This is a genomic window from Paraniabella ginsengisoli, from assembly GCF_022513635.1.
GTDB lineage: Bacteria > Bacteroidota > Bacteroidia > Chitinophagales > Chitinophagaceae > Niabella > Niabella ginsengisoli.
The window spans coordinates 339,698-363,782 of sequence record NZ_JAKWBL010000004.1; the positions used below are offsets into that span (position 1 = coordinate 339,698).

At 39.3% G+C, this 24,085-nt stretch carries 25 protein-coding genes and 1 tRNA gene; all 26 read right to left on the bottom strand.

Annotated elements, in window-relative coordinates; translation table 11 throughout:
* Nucleotides 1-71: 71 nt before the first annotated feature.
* Complete coding sequence (locus MKP09_RS18830) at nt 72-1,646, bottom strand: RagB/SusD family nutrient uptake outer membrane protein (protein ID WP_240831850.1); 1,575 nt, start codon at nt 1,644-1,646, stop codon at nt 72-74.
* The gene (locus MKP09_RS18835; protein ID WP_240831851.1) at nt 1,624-2,694 is read right to left on the bottom strand and encodes a TonB-dependent receptor domain-containing protein; all 1,071 of its coding nucleotides are present in this window, start codon (nt 2,692-2,694) and stop codon (nt 1,624-1,626) included. The genes MKP09_RS18830 and MKP09_RS18835 overlap by 23 nt, the downstream gene beginning before the upstream one ends.
* The gene (locus tag MKP09_RS18840) at nt 2,676-4,208 is read right to left on the bottom strand and encodes a SusC/RagA family TonB-linked outer membrane protein (RefSeq protein WP_240831852.1); all 1,533 of its coding nucleotides are present in this window, start codon (nt 4,206-4,208) and stop codon (nt 2,676-2,678) included. The genes MKP09_RS18835 and MKP09_RS18840 overlap by 19 nt, the downstream gene beginning before the upstream one ends.
* On the bottom strand, nt 4,201-4,452 hold the full coding sequence (locus MKP09_RS18845) for a hypothetical protein (protein WP_240831853.1): 252 nt from the start codon (nt 4,450-4,452) through the stop codon (nt 4,201-4,203). The genes MKP09_RS18840 and MKP09_RS18845 overlap by 8 nt, the downstream gene beginning before the upstream one ends.
* Nucleotides 4,453-4,477: 25 nt before the next feature.
* Nucleotides 4,478-5,914 (bottom strand): fasciclin domain-containing protein, encoded by a 1,437-nt coding sequence (locus MKP09_RS18850; protein ID WP_240831854.1) that lies wholly within the window; start codon nt 5,912-5,914, stop codon nt 4,478-4,480.
* Nucleotides 5,915-6,044: 130 nt separating this feature from the next.
* Nucleotides 6,045-7,589 (bottom strand): RagB/SusD family nutrient uptake outer membrane protein, encoded by a 1,545-nt coding sequence (locus tag MKP09_RS18855; RefSeq protein ID WP_240831855.1) that lies wholly within the window; start codon nt 7,587-7,589, stop codon nt 6,045-6,047.
* 85 nt (nt 7,590-7,674) lie between these two features.
* Nucleotides 7,675-10,512, bottom strand: coding sequence for a SusC/RagA family TonB-linked outer membrane protein (locus tag MKP09_RS18860; RefSeq protein WP_240831856.1), 2,838 nt, complete (start codon nt 10,510-10,512; stop codon nt 7,675-7,677).
* A 14-nt stretch (nt 10,513-10,526) separates the two neighbouring features.
* Nucleotides 10,527-10,841: a carboxypeptidase-like regulatory domain-containing protein gene (locus MKP09_RS18865; protein WP_240831857.1), complete on the bottom strand. Its 315-nt coding sequence runs from the start codon at nt 10,839-10,841 to the stop codon at nt 10,527-10,529.
* A gap of 20 nt (nt 10,842-10,861) precedes the next feature.
* Complete coding sequence (locus MKP09_RS18870) at nt 10,862-11,899, bottom strand: fasciclin domain-containing protein (protein ID WP_317235448.1); 1,038 nt, start codon at nt 11,897-11,899, stop codon at nt 10,862-10,864.
* A gap of 290 nt (nt 11,900-12,189) precedes the next feature.
* The gene (locus MKP09_RS18875; protein ID WP_240831858.1) at nt 12,190-12,795 is read right to left on the bottom strand and encodes a fasciclin domain-containing protein; all 606 of its coding nucleotides are present in this window, start codon (nt 12,793-12,795) and stop codon (nt 12,190-12,192) included.
* A 194-nt stretch (nt 12,796-12,989) separates the two neighbouring features.
* On the bottom strand, nt 12,990-13,427 hold the full coding sequence (locus MKP09_RS18880) for an MFS transporter (protein WP_240831859.1): 438 nt from the start codon (nt 13,425-13,427) through the stop codon (nt 12,990-12,992).
* 196 nt (nt 13,428-13,623) lie between these two features.
* Complete coding sequence (locus tag MKP09_RS18885; protein WP_240831860.1) at nt 13,624-14,223, bottom strand: MFS transporter; 600 nt, start codon at nt 14,221-14,223, stop codon at nt 13,624-13,626.
* 66 nt (nt 14,224-14,289) lie between these two features.
* Nucleotides 14,290-15,216, bottom strand: a complete 927-nt coding sequence (locus tag MKP09_RS18890) for a dihydrodipicolinate synthase family protein (protein ID WP_240831861.1) — start codon at nt 15,214-15,216, stop codon at nt 14,290-14,292.
* 1 nt (nt 15,217) lies between these two features.
* Nucleotides 15,218-15,448: a glycoside hydrolase gene (locus tag MKP09_RS18895; RefSeq protein ID WP_240831862.1), complete on the bottom strand. Its 231-nt coding sequence runs from the start codon at nt 15,446-15,448 to the stop codon at nt 15,218-15,220.
* Nucleotides 15,439-15,849, bottom strand: a complete 411-nt coding sequence (locus MKP09_RS26615; RefSeq protein ID WP_262915517.1) for an exo-alpha-sialidase — start codon at nt 15,847-15,849, stop codon at nt 15,439-15,441. The genes MKP09_RS18895 and MKP09_RS26615 overlap by 10 nt, the downstream gene beginning before the upstream one ends.
* Complete coding sequence (locus MKP09_RS18900) at nt 15,813-16,889, bottom strand: sialidase family protein (RefSeq protein WP_262915518.1); 1,077 nt, start codon at nt 16,887-16,889, stop codon at nt 15,813-15,815. Before MKP09_RS18900 ends, MKP09_RS26615 begins: the two co-directional genes overlap by 37 nt.
* 285 nt (nt 16,890-17,174) lie before the next feature.
* Nucleotides 17,175-18,116 carry a dihydrodipicolinate synthase family protein gene (locus MKP09_RS18905; protein ID WP_240831863.1) on the bottom strand — a complete coding sequence of 314 codons (942 nt, stop codon included), beginning with the start codon at nt 18,114-18,116 and terminating at the stop codon, nt 17,175-17,177.
* 67 nt (nt 18,117-18,183) lie between these two features.
* A complete protein-coding gene (locus MKP09_RS18910) occupies nt 18,184-19,263 on the bottom strand; it encodes a galactose oxidase (RefSeq protein WP_240831864.1) in 1,080 nt (359 codons plus the stop codon).
* A gap of 114 nt (nt 19,264-19,377) precedes the next feature.
* A complete protein-coding gene (locus tag MKP09_RS18915) occupies nt 19,378-20,208 on the bottom strand; it encodes an alpha/beta hydrolase (RefSeq protein WP_240831865.1) in 831 nt (276 codons plus the stop codon).
* Nucleotides 20,209-20,524: 316 nt separating this feature from the next.
* Nucleotides 20,525-20,598: transfer RNA gene (locus MKP09_RS18920), tRNA-Ile, on the bottom strand.
* 110 nt (nt 20,599-20,708) lie between these two features.
* Nucleotides 20,709-20,927: a hypothetical protein gene (locus MKP09_RS18925; RefSeq protein ID WP_240831866.1), complete on the bottom strand. Its 219-nt coding sequence runs from the start codon at nt 20,925-20,927 to the stop codon at nt 20,709-20,711.
* The gene (locus MKP09_RS18930; RefSeq protein WP_240831867.1) at nt 20,924-22,231 is read right to left on the bottom strand and encodes a hypothetical protein; all 1,308 of its coding nucleotides are present in this window, start codon (nt 22,229-22,231) and stop codon (nt 20,924-20,926) included. Before MKP09_RS18930 ends, MKP09_RS18925 begins: the two co-directional genes overlap by 4 nt.
* Before the next feature lie 59 nt (nt 22,232-22,290).
* Nucleotides 22,291-22,734 (bottom strand): tetratricopeptide repeat protein, encoded by a 444-nt coding sequence (locus MKP09_RS18935; protein ID WP_240831868.1) that lies wholly within the window; start codon nt 22,732-22,734, stop codon nt 22,291-22,293.
* Nucleotides 22,716-23,108: a hypothetical protein gene (locus MKP09_RS18940; RefSeq protein WP_240831869.1), complete on the bottom strand. Its 393-nt coding sequence runs from the start codon at nt 23,106-23,108 to the stop codon at nt 22,716-22,718. The genes MKP09_RS18935 and MKP09_RS18940 overlap by 19 nt, the downstream gene beginning before the upstream one ends.
* An 89-nt stretch (nt 23,109-23,197) precedes the next feature.
* On the bottom strand, nt 23,198-23,743 hold the full coding sequence (locus MKP09_RS18945; RefSeq protein ID WP_240831870.1) for a hypothetical protein: 546 nt from the start codon (nt 23,741-23,743) through the stop codon (nt 23,198-23,200).
* A 130-nt stretch (nt 23,744-23,873) separates the two neighbouring features.
* Nucleotides 23,874-24,083 (bottom strand): hypothetical protein, encoded by a 210-nt coding sequence (locus MKP09_RS18950; protein WP_240831871.1) that lies wholly within the window; start codon nt 24,081-24,083, stop codon nt 23,874-23,876.
* Between the last annotated feature and the right edge of the window lie 2 nt (nt 24,084-24,085).

Here is a 24,085-nt window from a genome sequence, read left to right on the forward strand (position 1 = left end):
ATATTTTTAAGTTGCAGCTTCGCTGCGATTTTTTTAGTTTTAAGAATGCTCTGAAAAAATATGGGACTCAGTTACCACAAAACCGGATCAATAGGGATGTACCAGTTTTCCTCGTTTTGCAATCTGGCTTTTACTTCTTCGCTTTTAGGATAACCATACTTCGCTGCAACCGCTTCTGCAAGTTGATTTTGTCTGGAAAGCCTTGACCATAACATCAGATCATACCAGCGCTTGCCTTCAAAAGCATTCTCCCTGGCCTTTTCTTTAAAAATCAAATCGAGCATAAACTCTTTATTCCGGTAATCTGTCTGTGTGGGGTCAAGCGCTGTCAATCCTCTCGCAACCCGCAGCATATTGACAAAGTTGAATGCGGTGGAATAATCGTCAAGCATCAAATCTGCTAAAGCCTTAATGATAAATGCATCGGCACTTCTGTAAAACTGCCAGCTTGCATCACTTTGATAGGCCGGCCGCATTGAGGCTACATTATCTGCACCGATGTATTTCCATATCGCTGTATCTCCATTAATTATTTTATAACTAAAAACAGTGCGTATATCGCCACCTTCATATGAGAAAATATTTTGAATAACATGAGACGCAGGTTTCAAATAATATTTACCTCCATCCTTTGCAATCGGTGAAGTAAACTCTTGCAAACGGTTTCCTTCAAAGCTGTTATTATAATTATATCCCAACAAGAAGAGTGAATGCAATGAAGCATAAGAACCTGTAAATTGATTTATCCATGTTCCGGAAGAACCAAGCGTGTGGTTGCTATTTCTAACTGGTGAATTAGCAAACGCTGATGCTGCCTGATAATTACCAAGCCACAACGCCAGTTCTGCAGCAAACGTGGCCGCCATTGGTTGTGATATACGTCCATATCTTTCCTGAGCGGGAAGTGAGTTTCTATTCCATTCAAAGTTGATTGGTAGAATCCCTAAGCCGGTTAGCACATCGCTATATATCATGCGTAACACATCTTCCCGGTTTCTCATGTAATAGAATGAACCCCTTATCTCTGCATTTGATAAAGACTGTGCTTTTCTATAAACGGTGTCACCCGACTCACTAACATAGGTAACCTTCTCCGCATAATCAGATAATATTATCGGAAACTCTTCAAAGCTTTTTGCCAAAATAAAATATGAATAAGCTCGTAGTAATAATGCTTCAGCATAAAAAGCGGCCGCATCTCGTGGCAAAATTTTATCATCAAGTTCGGCTACCTTATATACTTTCTCAAGTTGTTGATTACAGCGTGTTATAGTTTTATAGAGACCGCCATAGTTGGTGTAAGGATTTTGCTTGCTTATAGAGTTAAGCACAAATTCGTTTATATAAGGATCTGGCTCTGATTGGCCGGTAGTAACCATGTCGGCTCTGGCATCGCCCCATAACAAAAACTTGTGTACTTCCTGTGTTAAAGGTTGATACATTCCCATCGCGCTTGCATTTAAGTCATCCCTGTTCTTATTAAAGTCTGCGTCTTTAACAACAGAGTAAGGATTCACATCATAAAATCCGGAGCATCCTGCAAGCATCAAACTAAACATCAAAGTCAGGACTTGTATCGCTTTTAATCCGAGTGAAGACCGGATATTTAAACCGTAACTATTGCTATTGAATTGGATCTTTTGCATATGCAATATTTTTATCTTTAAAGTGAAACTTTAATACCCAAAATAATCGACCTCGGCAAAGGAGAGGCGCCAAAACTATTCCCCTTAATAAAACGTCTGAAGAAGATACGACCTCCGGATCCCAGCCACTATAGGAAGTAAACGTAAGCAGGTTCTCTCCGGTAACATTAACTCTTATGCCTTTTATAAATGCCACTTTATTCTTTAATGGCAGGTCATAACTTATTGTCAAAAATTTTAAACGTGAATAGCCTCCGTTTTCCACCCATAGATCGGATGCAACTCCATTCGACGACGGATCTCCATAGGCAGCTCGGCTCAAGCCAGTGCCCGACTGCGATTCAGATCTCCATCTTGTTGAGACATCTGGAGATTGGTTGGAATAATCACTCATTAAATGCATTTGCTGATTGAACCTGTTATAAATATCCTGGCCATACGCAAACGAAAAATTTGCATCTAAAGAGATTCTTTTATATCGGAAACCTGTTCCAATTCCACCATACAAGTCTGGTAGCGGATTGCCTATTATCTGCTTATCAAGTTCATTGATCTTTCCATCATTATTAACATCATCGATAATATAATCTCCCGATTTATATGGCGTACCATCCGCTTTTTGCAGATCAACTTCGTCTTCAGATCTAAATACACCTTTTATACGGTATCCATAAAAAGAACCTACAGTTTCAGACTGGCGGCCGATCCCGCTGACATTATCCATACTTCTAATAATGTCTCCATTAGCTAATGTATTCACCTTATTTGTAAGGGTTGACATGTTAGCATACACACTCCAGGAAAGTTGCTCTTTTTCAATAAGCCTTGCGTTCAGAGAAACCTCTATGCCCTGAGAAGACATAGAACCACTATTTTCAAATTGAGGATCAATACCCAGTTCGATCGGATAATTGCGGTAAGTAATCAAATTGCTTGTGTTTCGATGATAATAACCAGCATCGATATCAAGTCTTTTATTAAAAAGACTAAATCTGATGCCGGCATCAAATGCATTGGTCAGTTCCGGCTTTATATTTTCATTGGCCACGTTACCCAGATAAACGCCGCCATATCAAAATAACTTACAGCAAAATACAGGTTGTCCTGATAGTAGCCTCTAACATCAAAGTTGCCACTTCTTCCCACCGCAGCGCGTAAGGCCACTTGATTAGGGCGCGACCTGTCAATCAGGTCGAGCAACGCACTTGCTCCTCCATAAAGTCCCCAACGACCCTTAGGTCCAAAGTTTGAAGAGCCTTCTGTATTTACATTTGCTGACAACAACAGACGATCAAAAAAATCCAGGTTGCCAGTGAAATAGAATCGACTAAGGTTAGATCGGAATCTTATGTTTGAAGCACTATCTACAATGCCTTGCTTAAGCGTCTCATAATCGTCGGTGCCTGCATTAATCTTACGGGCAAAAAGCGCTTTGTCTTCATATGTTTCTACCCACGCTCCAAGTTGCCCTTCATATTTTATCAGTTTTCCCCAACTGCCTGTTTTATTTAAAAAACTGTTCCATATAAAAGTAAATTCACTTGAGTTTCGATTAGCATTCTGGCGCAACCTATGTTTATCCATAACAATTCCTAACGCAGGCCGGTACTGGCTTTCACGCATATTATAATAACTTACGGAAAGAGAAGTGTTCAGGGCTAAATCGCTTTTTATATTCCATTTTGCGGAAATAATTCCATCTACCCGGTTTTCTTCATTTGTGTTTTTCATATTCTCCACTAATGCCCGTGGATTGCTTTTACCAAGGATATCAACATCAGCTAAAAGCTGAGTTTGCTGGTCTTCCGCGTTGTATGAATAGCTGCTCATAAAAGGCGCTTTCGTTGCTGCCACAAACAAGGGATGAACGCCCCAATTGTATCCCTCTTCAGAATATCTTGAGCCTGTATTTGAATAACTAAGATTATTTGATATCTCAAATTTTGACGATAGCTTATAATCCAGATTAAACCTCATTGAAGTTCTGTTGAAATGCGATTGCTCGATAGTACCCGTTCTTCCTATATGACCGACGCTAAACATATAATTAGCATCGCCAGAACCGCCTTTTAGTTTTATATGATAGTCGTTGTACCGAGCTGGCTTTGAAACCATACCCACCCAATCCGTATTATTGTTGTATTGAGCTAAAGATGTATTAAAAATGGGATTATTGGCAACTTCATCATTCGACGCACCATTTTCTCTTAAGTATTCACCCAGGTAATTTTTGAATTCCGACGCTCCCATATGATTCACATTATAGTTGGCGCGCATAAACCCAGTGCTGGCAGTGAATTCTATTTTGGTGCCACCAAATTCCCCTCTGTCCGTTGTTAAAAAAATAGCTCCGTTTGAACCCCGACCACCCAGGGCCGACAGATCATTAGCGTCTTTAATTATGTTGATAGATTTAATATCGTTGGTGTTCAGGAAACCAAATTTTGTTGGTTCGTACACCGATAGAAAGGCCGGTAATTCCCTGGAGTATTTGATAGGTATGCCATCAACATAAATGACCGGACTTGCTTTAAGATTAATTGTGTTTATACCTTTAATCATTAAAACAGGCAGCGCCTATAACGCCCGTTTCTGTAACGTGAACACCGGCAGCTCCGGGTAGCAATTCAGCAAACGAAACAGCATCACTTTGTTTTTGAAATTTTAATACTGGAGAAGGCGTAATAATTCCAATTTTTTCGAGCTTTGCTACTTTAAGGGAATCATCTACCTGTTGGGCTTTTAGCTCTATCCAGCAGCTATTAAGCAGGAGAACAGCTAATGATAGAATCTTGATATATGTCAAACAATATTTCATCCGTATTATATTTTTAGTTTATCGGTATCAACTCAACCATGTCCATTAACATATCACAGCAATAAGAAGGACTGTTATTACTTCCAAAACCAGCAAATGCAAAATTGAGTGTAACATCCGATCGGTCCGTAACTGTAATATCACCGCAATTATTGTACACGAGATAGTTCCACTCCTCAAAGGGTCCGTTATTAGAACCCATGTTCACATTTTCGGAAACCAAAACATCCTTATAGATCACCAGGAATTTACCGCGTGTCGCTGCGCCTCTATGGATCATTCTTATTCTATATTTACCAACTGGAACATCGGGAATTGTTAACCAGAAATAGTCCCCTATCTGCTGAGCATTAAATGCAACAATTTTATTTTCTTTATTTTGATGATAGCTTTGAGTGCCTGTATTTAGTACAATAGACGCAGGAGCTTCAGTGAATACATTCTGTTCTCCATACGGGCTTCCCGGAGGATATAAATTAAATCGTATAGTAGCTGGCAGCGCTTCAACAATCTTTAATACTGTATCTAATGTATGGTAAATTCCATTGCGGCAAACCCTGTCTATTCCTAATGCTTTGGTTTGATTGAAAGGAAAAGTTTCATTTATAAAATAGTTACCATAAGTATCTACTTTAAAGCTTTGTGCTTCTTTCGTGTATAAAGAATAGAATCTTTTTCCGCTTAAGATATTTAAAAAATAGCTGGTATCAGGAATGATATGATATTTAACCCAGTCTTCTAAATTGGGAATGTTTTGTTTATCGAAATTTGATCTGGCAAGTGCTTCATCACTTTCTATAAACAATGTAATAATGCTGTCTTTAAGATATTTACTATAACCCGTTTCTTCAAAAATCGAAAGCATTGTATTGTACTTGCCACTCTTGGTTAAAGTTTCATAAACAGAACTCACTGGCGGGTTTAGAACATTATTGATCACGTTAATAAAACCATTTGTAAACTCAATGTTGCTTTCGGTAATGGTAGCGATATTATTGAGGTTGATGGCACTATAGGAATCACTGATATCTGCTATAAGATATTTATTATTATATGCGGTTGGGGCAGGTAAAGGGCCAAGCTCAAACTCATTAGAATTAATTTTCTCATTGAGCAGGTGGTATCTAAAGTAATTGATCCAGAACTCAGCACTTAAATCTTTTACTGAAGAGACTTGCTGTCCTTGCGCGGATAGTGTTTTAAACAATTCTGCAAAGGCGTTATTATTGGGTGCAAAAACCGTATATGAACCAGCGGTCTTGAGCAAACTCCTTTGCTTTACATAATCAATAAGTTCTTTGAAAATGGTCAGGTCTTCGCGACTATCGATATAATCCATGATTTGCATCTCATCAGTTGAATCATACCGAGCGCCAGACAGTTCCCTTTTGCAGCCATAATTGCCAACAAGAAAAATTAATACAGCTATTATTATGGAAAAGCGTTTCATCTGTTTATTTTTTTATTTTTATTTCTTCGGTCAGATGGAATTCGCATAAAAATTATCATCGCTTTGGGTATAATTTAGCTTGCTAATTTTTATGCTCATTTCATACTATTATTTTTAATAGTTATCATTTTTATTTATTCTTATAATAGTCCTTTTGTTGAAGCTGAGGATTATTCTCAATTTCAGTTCTGTGGTATGGCAAAAACCAACTCTCAGGATTTAGTAATCTGGCCCTGATAACCTGATAGGAATATCCCATCGAATTATTTGTAGCAGATTTTGTAACGAGAACATTTTGGTAGCCATCTCTTCTCGCGATCCTTACTGCTGCAAACCATTCCTTTCCTTCAAATCCCAACTCTGCTTCTCTTTCCATAAGTAGCCTGGTAAAGAATTCTTCACCTTCTCCGCCTTCTCCTTGTAGTAAAACCGGAATGTTGCAATGAGACCTGATTATATTAATCATCTCTTCTGCTTCAGCATAACGACTTAGCATGGCCAACGCTTCGGCCTTCATTAAAAGAATTTCACGATATCGATAAAGTATATAATTAACTAACCGGCGATCATTGGTAGCTCTGTAAGACATTTGATACGGCTGTTGGCCTAAAAACTTATAAACTTCCCATCCCGATCCGTGCGGGCTGGAAATACTTGAATTTTTTCTAAACGTGGCATAGTCTTTAAACCGTATAGTATCTGAACTGGTATATCCGGGAAGCGTTGTAGGATATAAAATTTCTTCATTGGCTAACTGCACATTAGTTGAATTAGCCAAATACAGAACCCCTGTGGACGAGGACGTAGAGAAATGAGCAAACCAGTTGTAGACAGGAGAGGCAGGGCCTGTTTGAACATGTTGAACTTCAAATATTGATTCGGGAGAATTACCAGGATTAAAAATACTATACCACTCCAATGGCTCTGCCAGCTGCGATTGATATTGTTGATCTAAAGGAACGCACATATCCAAAACGCCCTGATAGTCATTTCTCCAAAGTTTTACATCGGCCCATAAAGCTCTTACGGCGTTTTTAGTAATGCGGCCATATTTGTAGCTAACATCTTCAAAAGTTTCCGGGGTCTTTTCTAATGCTTGCTTAAGATCTGCTTCAATAAAATCCAACACCTGCGCTTCAGTTGAAGCAGCCGTGTTTACTTCCTGATTATCGGACTCGTAAGGTTCTGTAATGAGCGGAACCTCTTTGAATGTACGAACTAAATAAAAATAGTGCAGCGCCCGCAATCCGTAAGCTTCACCCAACATGCTTGTTAATTCAGCTTCTTTAAATGTTGGATCATTCTGCAATGCCAGAGGCGCATTTTTTATAAAAGAATTCGTCCACCCAATAGATTTATATATACCACTCCACGACAAAAGGCTATTATCAGGATAGATATCCTGCGAAAGAAACTCGCCGTGGTTCGTAGTGAAGGCATCACCAGGGCCTGGTTCATATAAGCTTGACCTGATGTCGCCCCAAACCTGAAAGGAGTTTAAGTTGCTTTGAAGTGAAGTGTATAGCCCTATCAGGGAAGCGAAAACCTGATCGCGATTCTGCCAAAACTCGTCTTGTACCAGGTTGTCTGGCATATCCACATCTAAGATCTTGCTGCAGGATATGGAAGAGCTCATTAGCACAACCAAAATGAAATATTTAATCTTTGTCTTCATATCATAATGTTTAAGACCTAAAAAATTTAAAAGCCAATGTTTAATCCTACTGTATATTGTCTTGGTGGTGCGGTAGTCGCATTATCTATCCCAAACAAATAAACACTTCCTGTAATTGGCACTTCGGATCGAGGCCCAGGTATTTAGTCCATGTGTATAGGTTGTACCCTGTAACAAAAAAACTGAGTTGGCGAATACCCAGCCCCAATCTTTTAACCAAAGTATTACTGGCACTATAGGTAAGAGAAACGGTTTTTAAACGCAGGTAAGAGCCGTCTTCAACCCATCTGGTTGACGCGGCAGCATTCCATGAATTATCTGGCTGAGCCCTGGGCATATCTGTTACGTCACCCTGCCGCCGCCAACGTGCCAGAACAGACTTTGACTGATTATGAGATACAGTCATTCTTTCCATTGAAAGGCGTGTGGCATTAATTACATCGTTTCCGGTTTGATACTGCAGATTTAATGTAACGATCCAGTTTTTGAAGTTTATTGTATTATTCCATCCTCCAAAAAACAATGGGTTTGCATCTCCAATTTGAACACGATCAAGCTCATTAATAATACCATCGCCATTAACATCATCATAAATCATATCGCCGCCGTTAAATTGATGTCCCGACGCAGAACCATATCTCATGTATTTCGGGGTTATACCATCGGCCTCATAAATAATAGCACCTGCATCATCTTTTAAGACAGCATCTTCATCCCTTGCATACACACCCAAGGCTCTGTATCCATAAAAGCCGCCAATCACATCACCTTCTTGTAGTTTGGATGTAAAGCCAGACTGGCTTACCGTAAACGCGTTTGCGTCAAACATTTCCGGCAGCTTTACAAGCTTGTTTCGATTGGTAGCGATATTGAAAAATGATTTCCAGCGCAGTTTGGTATCGCTGCCTTTTAAGATAACTCCAGTTATACCCAGTTCCCATCCGGAGTTGCTTACGGTACCGAAGTTTATATATTGAGAAGCGTAACCCAATGTAGAAGAGAGCCGTTCCTGTAACAAAAGATTGTTGGTCGTTCTTGAATAAAAATCCAACTGCCCGGTAAGTCTGTCCTTAAAGAAACTCCAGTCCATTCCCAGATTATATTCTGTTGTACGCTCTTCACGAATATTGTCATTGGCGAATTTCGATGGATAAGTATAGGTCTGGCCTAAATATCCGGTTCCTGTTCCATAAGCAATATCATAAAGGTTGTTCAGGTTAGGCAAGTTTCCGGTAACACCAAAAGCAAATCTTGGCTTAATGTAATTGATCCATTCAGCAGATTGTAAAAATGATTCTTTATTTATTTCCCAGGCGGCGCCTATCGCTGGAAAAAGAGAATATGGGTTGTCTGATCCATACCTTGAGTCGCCTTCTGTTTTACCTGTAACAGTTAAAAAATATCTGTCTTTAAATGCATAATGCCCCTGCACAAACATTCCCAGGTATTTTGAAGTTCCGTAGGTACCCGTTGCGCTGGAGATTATTGCAGCTGCGTCTGCAGATTTAAGTTCGGGCGATGCGCTGTTGTAATACTCAACTTCGGTTGAATTATTTCGGTCAACATTAAATGTTAGTACTCCTGTAAAAGTGAGCCTGTTGTTACGTTCCTGTAGTGCCGACCATGTTAGGCGGCTGTTACTGTTGATCAACAACTGGTACCCTTCGGTTTGAAGCCCGGCGTTATACAAAACCTCTCCAGGTAGCGCATCTGTTGCATAGCCCGGAAGAAAGTATTCATCCGAAGACTCTCTGAAATCGGTAGAGACCTGAGTGCGGAAATCCAGATTATTACGGATTTTGAAATCGACGGAAGTGGACGCCATAAACCGGTTAGCCCTTGTGAAATAAGTAGAATAATCAATAAGCGCTAAAGGATTATACCTGGAATGCGAAGAGATCGGTACATTTCTGTCCAAAAAATAATTGAGGCCGTTTCTGGAGTATACTGGGAAGTAAGCCGGAATCTGCCTGGCTAAAAGTAGCGGGTTAAGCTCCTGCGAACCACTTGTAATTGGGTGGGTCTGGCCTCTTTTATCCGTAAGAGAGTTTGTATAATTTAAATCCGCGGTTACCTTAAGGCGATCAGATACTTTATAGTTAAGATTAAATCGTGTATTAAACCTGTCGTAGCCGGTCCCTTTAGTTGTTCCATATTGATTTGCATAACCTAATCCCCAGTAATAATTAATCCTGTCTCCGCCGCCACTTAAAGCGGTATTATATTGCTGAAATAAACCCTTTCTGGAAATCTCCTTTGTCCAGTCCGTATTATTATTAAATATCCATGCATCAGACCTTGTCAAATCTCCACGAAGCTCAAGCAATGATGTGCCATTATCTAATCCTCCTGTGGTTTTTTCAATATAATATATACGCTGTTCATCGCCTGATAACATTGGAATTGTTCGAGGCGCCTCAGTTAAAGTAAACTTCGAATTAACTTGTAATTGCGCTTTACCTTTTTTCCCTCTTTTAGTTTGAATTACAATTACGCCATTCGCCCCTCTTGATCCGTATAGCGCAGTTGCGGATGCATCTTTTAAGATATCAATTGATGCTATATCCGACGGATCCAAATCACCGATAGGACTAAAACCAAAGTCGGTGATACTGGCCACCTGGTAGTTATTACCGATGATCTCTGCGCCATCAACAATCCAAAGAGGATCGTTCAGGCCCGAAATACTTGAAATGCCTCTGATCCTGATACTTGCTGCGGCGCCCGGATCTCCACTTGCAGAAACAACCTGTAAACCGGGAGCCATCCCTTGCAAAAGTTGTTCAACATTAACGACCGGCATTTTTTCGGTATTCTCCAAATCTACTGATGCTACTGCGCTTGAAAGCTCGCGCCTGTCGATAGTCAGGAAACCCAGGTCGGCTTTTTTCTGGACTGCAGAAATCACTGTAACTGTTTCCATGGAATTACTGTCTTCTATAAGATAGATCGTGAAAAAGTCTTGCTGCTTATCTGTAGTTCCTGTGTCTGGTATCCCATATTGGAAAACACGATCTTATTGCTACCAGGCACATTGGCAACACTAAATTTTCCTTCTACATTAGTTTTGTTTCCCGCTAAGGCAAGGTTGTTGGCGTTTACAATCATCACAGAAACGTCTGCCAGGGGTTTGCCTCCGTTTTTATCATATACTATACCACTTAAAACTGTGCTATCCTGCGCCAGACAAGCATGGCATAGTAACATGGTAATAAAGATCTGGATTCCTTTATATAAAAAATTTCCGCTCATGACTTAAGCAATCAATTGGTTTAAAATACACGGTTGACTTTATGAATAACCCCGTTACTACCTTGGATATTAGCAGTGACAGGTTGTATTGTTTTTCCGGAAGAATTGGTTACAGTAAAAGATTCCCATTGCCCTCCCACGCTAAGCCGTTCACCATTTTTATTCGCAATTTGTCCGTTAAAGTCACCATCAGTGAATATATATCTGTTGGGGATGATGTAAGCCTGAACAAAACTTCTCAGTTGAGTGGCATCCATCGTTGCAACGCTTATGCCGGCAGCTGTAATTGCTGCGTTTTGTGGGGCCAGAATAGAATAAGTGAAAAACCCTGTCAACTGTAATTGTGAAGCGATGCCTGAACGATCCAAAGCAGAAAGATAAAGAGAGAGTTCAGGATCTTTTTTGATAAGATTATATACGGTAAGTGTATCATTTAATTTGTCAAGTGGTTTCAAAAATCCATCCACACTATATATGGCCCCATTGGTAGCTTCCCATTCCGGCACGGTCGATATCAGATTGATCGAATTTCCTGTATAATCATAAAATTTACCGTTATCGTAAAGTATATACCCAAAATTTGTGGGATAAAATCTTTTTCTAAATCCATTATCAGCCCTTACATCAATGTTAAATATTCCAGCCCTGCATTGTTGTAGGCGATATTGACGATCAAGGTCCAACAAATCCTCCGCCAGGGGAAATCCCCAAACATCATCAGATTGAATAAGAACTGTTTTAGGACTATGTTGATAATACTGCCCATCATATAAACCTTCACTTAAACCAGCGTTTAAAAACATCCAATACCATTGACTGAATTTTTTGTATTTAAGATAGACGCCACCTACGACGCTATTCATTTCAGGAGATTCAATAAGCTTATTTACCTTGTAAATGATGCTGTTGCTTGCGCGAACCGATCCTGATATAATAGACGGCACATCCGCTACCATACGCGAATAGCCGGTAATTGATTTCCAATCAGGATTCAGGCGGGCAAGGTCGCTTTTGTACCAAAGATTTTCGATGATGTTTGATCTGATCAAAGTGTACATTACTCTTGCTGGTACAGAGTCTATAGTATTATCAATGTACTGAAGGTATGGTTGAAAATATTTTAGAATTGCTTCATTAGTAGGAGCCAATACAGTAGATAAAACCGATTCATTTGCCAGGTTTCTGCCAAACGAAAAGGACTTATACAACGTCGTATCAACCCATCCAAATTCGTCTTTCTCACCAAGTTCATATTGCACATGTTTTTCTATCCAGGAGCTAAATAGGGAAGTTTCCGGATCCGCCGCTAATGCCTCGTCTGTGCGTAGGGCAATCTCCAACGGTTCACCTAAGACATGTATAACACCGTTACTCGCGTCAATATCAGGCTCTGAAATATTAACCCCTTCAATAAGAAAGCTTTTATTCCCCTCCAGCGTTCCATAGAGTGTAGTATAATCTTCCGGTTGGTTTTGCAAAAAGAATTTGAGAATAATCTTATTCTCTTGCCAGGCGTGTTGCCCTCCGTTCTGGTTGTAAAGTTTGCAGCCCTTGATCTATTGATCAATGAAGTTGCTGTGTTGTATAGTTTGTTTACATCATACTCGTAATACATTCCATTAATGAAATGATAATTTACATAACGTCTTAAAAAATTGTCCGGGGTGGCTTCAATGGAATTATATCCATTTTTGGATAAATACAAATTAACCTGCGCGTCATCAGGTGCAAGGCAGGTGTACATGGCTGATCCACCCAGCGTTTTCCTGAGACCGACTTTATCAATAATCCTAACAAATGATGCAAAGCGCCCGTCAGCTTCAAGTACGTCGACAATATTTTTGTCAAGCGAACTTTTGGGTTCGTAATATTGATTGACCTCTTTGGCACATGACAAAAACAAAAGAGTGCAAGACAGGCACACAAACAGGGCAATGTGTAGCTTTCTAAACATTTTCATATGTAAATATTTGCTTTATAATTTTCAACCTAAACGCTGTATCCATCTCAACAGAGATCAGTACCAATCAACAATACAAGCAATCACCAAACATTTTTACAAAAAGAATAAAAACTTTTGTAGTGATGTTCTACAAATAAAACCCTCACACCAGTCTTATCAGATTCTATCTTAATCTTTTCGTAATTCTATTGTTCTAAATCCTGAGTTTGTGGTTTTAAAACAACTAATTGAACAATGAGCATAACCAGTACAACTCCCGACATTAGTGCGAAATCTCTACCTAGATTCCCCGCATCTGTAGACCGTCCTAAAAAACTAGTGATAAAGGCGCCGAAAAATACTCCCGTCATATTCATCAATCCATAACCAGTTGCACGATATCTTGGCGGCACAAATTGGCAAAGTATGGGCATATTATTGGCGTCGAACATTCCAAAACCTATTCCGAAAAGTACTGCAGCCAACACCAGTACAGTTGTAGTAGAGCCAAAACCCAGTATCAATATCGCGGGAATGGTTAGAAAGACACCTATCGCACTGGTATATATACGGGCTTTAATATTACGCTGCACCCATTTATCAGAAATAATACCCCCATAATGACACCTACAAATGAAGAGCATGCAATAGTTATAGTTGCTATTGGACCAGCAACGGTCATTTCAATACCCAGACTTTCTGAGAATAAGGTCGGCAACCAGTTTTTAGTTGCCCAACCGGGTAAGCTTGGCATGGCAAAGTAAAACAGTATTACCCAGAACGATATATTACTAAAAAGCCAACCAATTCCCTGTAACACATTCGCCTTTGGCTTATGACCTAACTCAATGGCAGGCGTTTGTGTAATTCTTTTTCCCTGAGAAAAACAGCAAGTACTATAGCGTATATAACACCTACCAATCCAAATAAATAAAAAGTCTGATGCCAGGAATACTGCTCAGCGAAAGTAGCTCCAAACCCACCCAAAGCCTGCCCAAAATATAGGCCCGTCATGTGTATGCCGATAGCCAGCGATCTTGTTTTAGAGCTATGGTAGTCAGCGATAAGTGATAATGCAGCTGGAATGTAAACAGCTTCGCTTAATCCCATAATGCCTCGTAGTAATTTAAGTTCAGAAAAGGTATTAGCAAAGCCCATCAATACAGTAACTAAAGACCAGACAAACAAGCTAAAGACAATCAACCATTTTCGGTTAACCCTATCAGCTATCACGCCGGAAACCGGGCTCATAAATCCATATATCCATAAAAACACAGACATTAAAATGCCGAAGCTTTCTGCGCTCTGGAGTTCATGGATATCTATTTGCATTGACGGACGCATCGTCGAAAGCATTTGCCGATCCAGATAATTCAGTAAGCCTACGAACCAAAGAAGGCCCACCACCGTCCATTTGTATCCTGGATTTTCAACTTTCATAAACTATTCAATTTTTTACTGTCCGTTAACTTTGATTATACTTTTAAGCGACCAAAGCTGCACTTTTCAAAAGCTTTCTGGCATTGTCAAGATTATCAAAAAAGAAATTTCGTTAAGATAAGCTTCGAGCTCACTACACTGCGTTTCATTAAGATCGACAAGCGGAAGCCTGCAACCACCCAGATCAAGACCAGTCATCCTTAATATCTCTTTTTGTGTAGGAATGGGCGGATACTTCGCCAGCGCACGGATCATCTTTACACATTCAAAATGAGCTGCCGCCGCTTCTTCTATTTTTCTTTGATTAAACAACTCCATCACCTGCAGATACATTGGCGCAGCAAAACAATACGTACTGCCTATTGCAGCTTTTGCTCCTATCGTTAACACAGGTAGCAATAGTTCATCGTAGCCAAATAAAATATCAAACTTTCCATTTTTATAATTCAGGCAATCCTGGTATTCATGTAATGTATTCGCAGTGTATTTAACGCCAGCCAGATTGGGGATTTTTGCTTCAGCATGTTTTAGAAAATCTATTACACTAACTGATAACCCTGTAACGGAGGGTATATGATAATAGTAAAAAGGTAGATGCGGTGCTGCTGATGCTATTTGTGCCATACAATCGGCAAGATTTTCTGCGGACTGAGGTTTAAAGTAGAATGCAGAAACAGCAGAAATCGCATCAGCGCCAACTTTTTGAGCATGAGCCGCAAGTTTTCTGGCTTCTGTTATGGAACTATGTCCGACATGCGTAAATATTAAAACTCTTTTGTTAGAAGCAGCAACATAAGCCTCTGTAACAGCCATACGCTCTTCGGTTGAAAGGCTTAGCCCTTCTCCATTTGTGCCTCCCACAAAAATGCCTTTTATACCGTCAGCAATTAGTTTTTCTACAATCTTGGGCACTAAACTCAATTTCAAAGCTTTGTTATCATCAAATGTACTGAACGTTGCGGCTAGCAACCCCTCAATCTTATTTATTTTCATTTTAATTAATTATGTCTTTTAAGTTAATTTTTTCAAAGGTTAATTGTGCCTGGCTACCTTCATAAATAACACCTACTGTTTGATCATCAACAGAAGTAATACAGGAGTAACCACTCCCGTTGAATTCATCCAATAAAATAAATTTTTCAGCTGGCCAGGTGTTGCCATCATCATAACTAATTTTCAATGTCAGATGATCTCGCTTAGTTTTGGAGTTGGGATTTAAAAACAATAAAACACTTTTTTGCTGCCGTTTTTTGTCTGGTATTCGTGCTTATAAAGACTAGCCATACAGACTGGTTCAGGAAGCGCATTACGGGAAGTTTTGTGCTCTTTCCACGTTTTGCCAAGATCTTGCGTAACTGCTATAGCTCGGCCATTCTTTACAGAGGTTAATCCTTTGTTAGCATTAGTTCTCATATTGAGCATAATTGAACCATCAGACAACTCTGCTCCCATACATTCTGTTGTCGAAAGATCAATAGCAGCATTGCTTGTAGTCCAGGTTTTACCACCGTCTTTGCTATAAGTAATGTTTGAAAAAGCCTTACCTGTCTTGTCTCTGCCTTGTGTAGGCAACACCAATGTTCCGTCATTCATGGTAAATCCGCTTCCCGGAGCTGGCGCCCACAACCACCACTCTTCTTTTTACACATCCTGGTTAAATTGATAGGTTCCGACCAGGTCTTGCCATTGTCTGTGCTTTTTATAATTAAAAACTGAGCCGTTTCAGTTATTGCAAAACCTGGTTGCGACCCTTTGTTTTTCCATTGATGATTCCAGTTCTGGCTGGTATCTGTAAGGCCATTGATCCATTTTCCTTTTTCATCAAGCACTCCATGCATCCACAAACCGGCAATAAATATATTTCCGCTCTTTCTATCTACGAGTATGCAGGGATCTGAGACACCATTAAATTTTTGTGGAAGGCCATTAAATGTACCCATATCAATGATCTTGTTCAGTGGTTGCCAGGTATTGCCTTTATCTGTACTGCGACTTAATGCAATATCTATATCTCCCTGCAAATCTCTTCTTGAATCATACCTGGCGTCATAAATAGCTAACAAATCACCATTAAGAGCCGTGGCTAAACCAGGTATCCTGGATGTATTTACATTATCCTGCATCGCCTGCCGAACTGCGCTTGCTATGCGGTATTTAAATGTCTTAGAAGAATCCGCATATGTAGTCTTTCCGTTGATTTGCATGTTTGACAAGCGCACGTCAACAATATTTCCAACACGAGCTGAAGCCTTTATGTCTATTGCGATCCAGGCATAATTTCGTTTTTTATTCAACCTGAAATTTCCTTTGAGGACGACCGTATTATTTGTTACTGAAGCGCCATCTTGAAGACAAAAAACAGGCGCTTTTAGAGATGCTTCTTCAGATAAATAGTTACTATCTGTAGTAATAAATACTTTTATCTCATGCAATTCATTGAAATGTGTTGTCCCGTTCAAGTTTAGGGTCAATTGTTTTAGATATTGGGTAGCGGTAGTATCTTCTAAAATTATTTCAATTCTGGACAAAGCAATCGCTCCCCGTTCTTTTACAATGGGTATGGTAAAATTTCGCTCGCGCAGCGCAACACCCTGTCCATAACAGAGAATTGTATTGCAAATAGCAACCAGGATGACAAGAAATTTTTTTATATGTGCCCCTCTCATAACTGTAGTATAGTGTGAGATTGAAGATTTAATTCTTTGAAGACAAGAAAAATATCTGGTTATTAGCGAGCAATCTGAAACTTTTCAACCTTCGTAAAACAGCAATCATCAAACTCTTATACAATCGTGCAATCGCTAATCAGACTGATTCAATTCTATTTGTTCGGTTTCAATTATTAGTCCTTATGTTCTACATAACAAATGTAGAAATATTTCTTAATAGTATCCAAATATTTTTTATAAAAATTTTTGCCCCGCCTTTTTTGCGAAAATTTTTTTGGTAATTTATTGGATGGGCTGAAAAAACCATGCTGGTAAATAGTGTTCTGCTCCCTTGCGTACCGCACTTACATCATCTTCCGAAATCCATTGATATGGCCATCTCAAGCGTGTGCCAATGGGCGCCCAGTTGCCAGTTGTGGCTAATAGTTTATCAAGTGCCGGATTGCTATATCCTGCTTTAGCATATGGAACAATATAAGCAGTGAAAAAGGATTGTATAGCAGCTTCCACTTTAAGCGCTTCATCGATATCATCATTAATTAGTTGCCACCATTGCTGCGCAGCTTTGGGATTAATGCACGCAACATTGGAATAGGCGCCTTGGGCAACTCCTTGATGCACACCCGTTGCAAGGTGATGGCCAGGCACGAATATGGCAGCACGCGTTGCAAGGGGCTTCATCTCATTATACCATTTGTCGTCTCCATCCAATAGTTTGACACTTATCAGCGACGGAATCTTTTTAAATAGATTGGCATACGATGCAGCAGACAAAACCCTTTTAGCATGTGGTGGGTTATATAATACCAACGGTACGGTATCAGCCACTTCTGCCAATTTGATAAAAAACTGTTCCGCCTCAACATCTGTAAGCGCTACCCAGTCTGGAAGTATGACCTGGTAAGCAGAAGGCTCCAAAAATTTAGTGCGTGTGATTCGATCAAGTGTAATGGCTGGCACTAAATGCGAAACCCCAATTTGAAAAGGCATGTTGGCCGCATTACATTTTTCAGCAAGTATTTGATTTATCTGATCAAATTCAATTTCGGTTTGCGTATGAAATTCACCTGCAGTACCGTTAGAATAAATACCATCTACACCTGCTGCTATTAGTAAATCTATTTGAGTTGAAAGGCGGCTAAAATCTATACTTTCGTCTGCATTGATGGGAAGCAACAAGGTCCCCCAGTTTCCTCGGCATGTGTTGTTGTTTAGTGGTGTCATTTTTGGATTCCTTATTAAGTTGCCGGATATATATGTATTGTATTTGAATGGTAAAAAATCAGTTATCCTATTTTGGGCTTGCTACCAGAACCCTATTAGTTCGAACTCCAGGTCTTGCTTCGCCTTGCGGCAGAATTATATTATTGTTCCATAACACCAGTGGTGTTGTAACGGGCGCCCAGGTACTTAAATCAGGCCGAATGTCAGCATCGGCATGTCTGTCTGTAAGCACATTTCCTACAACATCCCATTTATCCTTTTTGGAATTGTACGATATTATCTCTGTTCTGAATCCGGGATGTTGATCTTTTAAAACAGCGTTTTGATCCGCACGGCTGCCATCATCGCCACCAAAAACCAGTAAGTGCTCTTTAGAATCGCTATAGGCAGGAGTAGGCGCTGCTGTTACCGAATGAGGCAGATCTTTTATTTTACGCCATCCGGTTTGAGGGTTATAAGCAAAAGCATCGTTTAAATAACTTCTGCTTGTAGCGGTGTCTCCGGATTCAACATGCACGCTGGCTCCGCTTAGTAGATAAAATTCATTATTTAAAACACCTGCCACACTCAACATTCGTCCTTCGCCTGGCCATGATGGTAGCACTTTCCAAACTTGCTCAGCTTTCGGCCTGTTAAGATCTAATGACCAGAAATTCTTTTGAGTTGACTTTGCTGTGGGTGATAAAAGCCCACCAGCCACGTATACAACACCTTCTATTATTGCACCACACGAATTGGCTAAGGGTTCTGGTAAATCGGGCATGGAGTCAACGCTCAATTTGCCATTTGAATAAGAGATAAAATAGACATTTCTATAATGCTGATGTTGATCGGCCCCGCCAATCAATAAAATTCCATTTTCCCAATTTAGAGAAATGCCGTAGCCCATTTGATGTGGCAACTCACCAATTTCTTTCCAGCCTTCAGTAACATTTTTTAACGCGAGTACTTTATTATTCCATTGCTTCACTCCTCCAGTCCAGGGTCTTGAACCCTCTGGAAATTGCGATCCTCCGGCAACAATAATATGATCACCGCTTACACCAGCGAAACAACCTGCAAAGCCCACCTTATCGGGTACTTGCGGCAGCTGCGACCATTCAAAAACAGTTTCTTTTTTATCTTCTTTACATGATGAAAATATCATAACACTCATTATTATTAAAGCAGCGCGAAACATATATATATCATTTATATCTTTTAATGTTTGCTTTGAACCTACCCTCGTGAAATCCAGAGATGCGTATTGGATCTATAACTTTTATAGCCAATTGTTAGCACGCATCCAGCTCAAGCATCGTTCAAACCAGTTGTCGTTATTAGTCTTGTTGTGCATTCCATATCCATGTCCTCCTGCGCTATAAATATGTATTTCAGCTTTTACGCCGGCTTTGATTAATGACTGATAATAAGCTATACTATTTCCTACTGGTACTACTCTATCATCTGAACTATGCAGCAAAAAGGTTGGTGGGGTATTGTTTGTAATTTGTCTTTCATTTGAATACTTATTAATCATCAGAATGCTTGAGGTATCCTTTCCAAGTAAAGCGCGGCGCGATCCTTTGTGTGAGAGACTATCCTCAAAACTTATAACCGGGTAGACCAATATTGAGAAGTCGGGTCGAAGGCTTGTCTGTTTATCATTTTCGATGTGGCTCTCATTAAAATGTGTAGATGCAGTGGACGCCAAATGGCCACCAGCTGAAAATCCTATAATGCCAATTTTAACCGGGTCAATTTGCCACTCAGCGGCCCGCTCGCGAATGATTTTAATAGCCTGCTGTGCATCCTGCAATGGGCCAATGGTTTTATTCTTCATTATTTTCTGATTAGGAAGGCGGTATTTCAGCACAAACGCTGCTACACCATTTCTTGCGAAAGCTTCCGCAACATCGCTTCCCTCCTGATTCATTACCAGGTAAGAGTAACCTCCTCCGGGACAGATCACAACTGCTGAGCCTTTTGAGTTTCCCTTTGCAGGAAGATACATCGTCATGGTTGGATATGTAACATTCCGGGCCTGTATGCGGCCAGTGGCAGTAGTATCCCATTTTTCGACAATACTTTCAGTTGCAAGCGCATTCGGCACAACGTCATATAGGGGTATTACTTGTTGAGAGTGGCATGGTAAACACATTAGAGACAATAGGAAGATGTAAGCGGCTAAAGTCAATGACTTCCGTCCTGTACTGCCAGACAGTTTTTTAATAAACAATCGTTGCATAATTAATTCAAATGACAATTTCTTAAAACAAGTATTTATGTTCTACATATTAAAAATAGAAATTTTTTCTTTCTTGAAAAAAATATTTTAGAAATTTAGTTCAGTAAAGTATTGTTCAATAATATTTTATGGGGTAAAATAAAAAAGCAGCTACAACAAAATTGTAACTGCTTTCTTTAAGTGGTCCCACCTGGGCTCGAACCAGGGACCACCTGATTATGAGTCAGGTGCTCTAACCAACTGAGCTATAGGACCAGTGTCGTAAAACGACAAATATTTAAAAAAGAGCTTTCCGATTAAGGGAGAGCAAAAGTATAGAAAAAAATAAAATTACCGTTACAATTTCCCTGAATTTCTCCGACTCCTTATTTCCGCACAAAATCGCTTAAATAAGAACATCGGGATAATGCTTCCTGATAAAATTTTGTGTTGCTATAATTATTTTTTAATTCGGGGTAATATTTGTTTGATGCAAACTCAACATAATATTCTTCAGTTTTCTTCTCATAAAGATCATAATTACCGTAACCAAAATCATTGTATTGTGGTTTTGGTATTTGCTTTTGGCTGCATTTTGCCATCATAAAAAACATTTTGCTTTAAATTCTTTGTCCGGGCTCGCTTCCATTGCCTTTTTAAAATACTCCAATGCGGTAAATACCCCATAATATTCCTTATGAAAATCAGTTGCATTGTTGGGTATCCGATAACCATCCGCGCCGCTGCGCCAATATTCCACCAGATTCCAGGCGTAGCCGTAATAAGTTACATTATAACAACCTAAAGCCAACTTGTACAAATGTTTGGCAGCATTTGCCTTGTCAGTAATTACCAATCCTTGCAGTTTTTTCATTTGTCTGGCGTATGCCAGTTTTGTTGTTGTTGTCACCTTATCGCCGGGCAGTCGTTCTTCTCTGTCAAACATTAATTCTTTAAACGGATCTTTTTCAATGATCTTGTTTTGACCGGGAACTTTTTGTAACCACTCAATGGCTTTATCATAATTGTAATCCCTCAAATAAGCCGTTCCTGCAAAGTCAGCAACATCATTTATTTTAAGCCGATTGTGTTCCACTAAAAACTTCTCATAAGAAGTAAATTTCTTAGCTGCCAAAAAGTTATATAAAGTCTCTGCCTGTTTACCATTAAGCTGTTCTCTTAAAAATTGCGTTGATTGATCATAATAATCAGGCTGTAAATATTCTGGCGAGCCAATTGTCAAAACAGCTTTCGTTAAATCGCCTTGAGCTTTATAACGCTTGGAAAGAACATCTACTAGTAAATTCCTGTAAAACCTATACCACTGATCCCTTTCATCCCTGCCATAATAATATTCACTTTCTTTTTGTTGTGATGCTGCCGCTTTAGCATACAGCCATTTTATTGACGGTAATATGCGCTCTTCAAAAGCCTTATCTATTTTTTCCTGTGCGCTTATCTCAACTAAAAGATTGGTCAGCATCCATTGATCCTGCAGGCGTTGATCCATTTTCATTTCTTTGGTTTTTCCAAGAAATCGTTTAGCCTTGTCAAAATCTCTAAGCATGTATGCACCATAAGCCGCGGATAACTTCATCAAGGCGGGGTGCTTTACTTTTTGCTCGCTTGCCAGCTCGTCTGCAAAATTTATAAAATCAGCAAGCGTCGGCTTCTCCTTCGAAAGCAAACTGTCGGTTTCTTTGTTTGTAAACCGATAATAATAATTGATGCCTAAAAGTCCTGTATTATATTCTTTGCCAATAAGCGGTGTTAAATAATGTTCTTCATATTTATTGATTTCTCTTATCACCAATGTTGACAATAAATCGGAAGATGGATTGAGTTCGTAAACTTCTTTTAAGGAAGCCAAATCTAATTCCGGATTTTTTAATGCAAACAGAGAAAGCATGTCAGCTTTTTCAATATCATTTTTACATAATGAAAGATATTTTTGCCTGCTGTCAGATTTTATAACAGCCCAGTCAAAACCGTAATAATTAGAAACTTTTTTACATGACTTTGATGAAAGGCTTTTGAAAAAAGATATGCGGCATCTTCATTTCTACCTAGCCTGAAAAATGCCCCTGCTTTTAAAGCAAGGCTCATTGGTTGTAAAATGCTTTGTGTTGGGTTTGGTCCAACCAATTCATCGTAATATTTTATAGCATCGTTGTAGTGTCCATTATAATGTGCCAATCTTACAATTTGATAAGCATATTTAAGTTTAAAAAGATCCGTTTTTGCTGCATGGTACAACTGCAATCCATTTTTCAAGAGGCCGTCCATCACAATACTGTCGCGTGTTTCAGGACTCCAATAATCTGTAGTCGTAACATGCGGCTCTACTTTCTTTGCGTAAAGGATATAACCCAGCGCTTCCAAATTTTTTTCTTTTAAAAAGAATTTAGACATGTTGTTCTTACCGATAGAATCGGGTAGTACAGCAGGTGTCTTTTTTCGATATGATAATACAGGGCGTTCACATCCCTGGCGGTAAATTTCATAACAAACGCGTTTGCTTCCTGTTCTGTAACGCCCGAAAAACCTGCCCACTCTTTTATTAATTCATCTTCACTGGTTACCGGTTCTTCGTCGTCAAACAAAAATTGTTCATTAGTATAAAAAAATGGTTTGTATTGTATTTGAGACGCAGCATACTGGTTAAAGAAGCTCAGGTAATAATCATAGGGGTCGATACTACCACCACAGCCGATTATGTTTTGAGGAACTGAAACCAACGCAACGCTAATAATGGCGCAGGCTGGCGTAAAGGTCTTCAAGTTCATTTGCAGTATATTTTTTAAAGTTACCGAATCGCAATGATACAAAACCACACGGAGGTTTTTTAAAAGTAGTTTGCTGCTTAGCAGTTCTGCTACTTTTTTACGGAAGCAATATTACTGTTCTCGTAGCGCAATAAGTCTCCGGCTTTTAACAACCGGTCTGAAATAACTGTATCTTTTACAATTTTAAAAAAATGATTTCCTTGTTTTTTACATCCCTCTAAAAACGATGTTGGCATATATTGAAAAAGACCGGCGTACTTATTATTTCTAAACAGAACATACCATTCAAAAACAGGAAGGCCCGCATCCAGCGGTAATGAGTACATCTTAATATAGGATTGATATTTTTCAAATTCTTCGGGATCAATAATGGAATTTTTCGATTCAATATTTTGAAGCGTTCCCATATTATAGCACATTAATAAACCTTTATCAACTGGTGGTATGCCAGAGGACGTAGTGTATTTAATCTGGTGTAAGCGTATCGTAGCCGATAATTCCGGAGCGATCTTTTGTCTTTTTATTTCCTGCAAAAAATAGAAGTATTTCTTTTTCGTTGTAGCCGTCCAATCACAATCCATCTGCACTTCAGGTACGCTGTCAACATAATACAGTTTTAAATATTTTTTGATCAACGATACAGTATTTAAAGCAAGCTGCTTTACACCAACACTATCAAGTTTATAAAAAACTTCATTTGTAATAAAAACGGTGGGAATAATTTTTTGCTACGCAGATAATTTGTATCGCGTATAAATATCTTAGCTACTGGTAACGCCTTTTTTGATTAACGTCCCATGCTACGTCGAAAAACTTTACAAATAACGTCTGTATATCAAGACTATCAAGCTTTTTCTTTTCATAAGAAGTAGGATTAAAATTACTTTTCCAGTAATAAAATGCCGGTGTCACTTCGCGGTTCTTCTGCTTGCAGGAAAATAAAAGCAGCAGCAATACAATTGGTAAATATTTCATAA

Coding starts and splice junctions, on each gene's coding strand:
- MKP09_RS18850 (WP_240831854.1), bottom strand. CDS start 5,914: ATGAAACGCTTTTCCATAATAATAGCTGTATTAATTTTTCTTGTTGGC.
- MKP09_RS18940 (WP_240831869.1), bottom strand. CDS start 23,108: ATGAACTTGAAGACCTTTACGCCAGCCTGCGCCATTATTAGCGTTGCG.
- MKP09_RS18925 (WP_240831866.1), bottom strand. CDS start 20,927: ATGATGGCAAAATGCAGCCAAAAGCAAATACCAAAACCACAATACAAT.
- MKP09_RS18890 (WP_240831861.1), bottom strand. CDS start 15,216: ATGAAAATAAATAAGATTGAGGGGTTGCTAGCCGCAACGTTCAGTACA.
- MKP09_RS18855 (WP_240831855.1), bottom strand. CDS start 7,589: ATGAAGACAAAGATTAAATATTTCATTTTGGTTGTGCTAATGAGCTCT.
- MKP09_RS18840 (WP_240831852.1), bottom strand. CDS start 4,208: ATGATTAAAGGTATAAACACAATTAATCTTAAAGCAAGTCCGGTCATT.
- MKP09_RS18950 (WP_240831871.1), bottom strand. CDS start 24,083: ATGAAATATTTACCAATTGTATTGCTGCTGCTTTTATTTTCCTGCAAG.
- MKP09_RS18880 (WP_240831859.1), bottom strand. CDS start 13,427: ATGCTCTTCATTTGTAGGTGTCATTATGGGGGTATTATTTCTGATAAA.
- MKP09_RS18930 (WP_240831867.1), bottom strand. CDS start 22,231: ATGCTTTCTCTGTTTGCATTAAAAAATCCGGAATTAGATTTGGCTTCC.
- MKP09_RS18905 (WP_240831863.1), bottom strand. CDS start 18,116: ATGACACCACTAAACAACAACACATGCCGAGGAAACTGGGGGACCTTG.
- MKP09_RS18910 (WP_240831864.1), bottom strand. CDS start 19,263: ATGATATTTTCATCATGTAAAGAAGATAAAAAAGAAACTGTTTTTGAA.
- MKP09_RS18865 (WP_240831857.1), bottom strand. CDS start 10,841: ATGAGCGGAAATTTTTTATATAAAGGAATCCAGATCTTTATTACCATG.
- MKP09_RS18875 (WP_240831858.1), bottom strand. CDS start 12,795: ATGTTTAGAAAGCTACACATTGCCCTGTTTGTGTGCCTGTCTTGCACT.
- MKP09_RS18830 (WP_240831850.1), bottom strand. CDS start 1,646: ATGCAAAAGATCCAATTCAATAGCAATAGTTACGGTTTAAATATCCGG.
- MKP09_RS18885 (WP_240831860.1), bottom strand. CDS start 14,223: ATGAAAGTTGAAAATCCAGGATACAAATGGACGGTGGTGGGCCTTCTT.
- MKP09_RS18935 (WP_240831868.1), bottom strand. CDS start 22,734: ATGTCTAAATTCTTTTTAAAAGAAAAAAATTTGGAAGCGCTGGGTTAT.
- MKP09_RS18860 (WP_240831856.1), bottom strand. CDS start 10,512: ATGGAAACAGTTACAGTGATTTCTGCAGTCCAGAAAAAAGCCGACCTG.
- MKP09_RS18900 (WP_262915518.1), bottom strand. CDS start 16,889: ATGAGAGGGGCACATATAAAAAAATTTCTTGTCATCCTGGTTGCTATT.
- MKP09_RS18870 (WP_317235448.1), bottom strand. CDS start 11,899: ATGTACACTTTGATCAGATCAAACATCATCGAAAATCTTTGGTACAAA.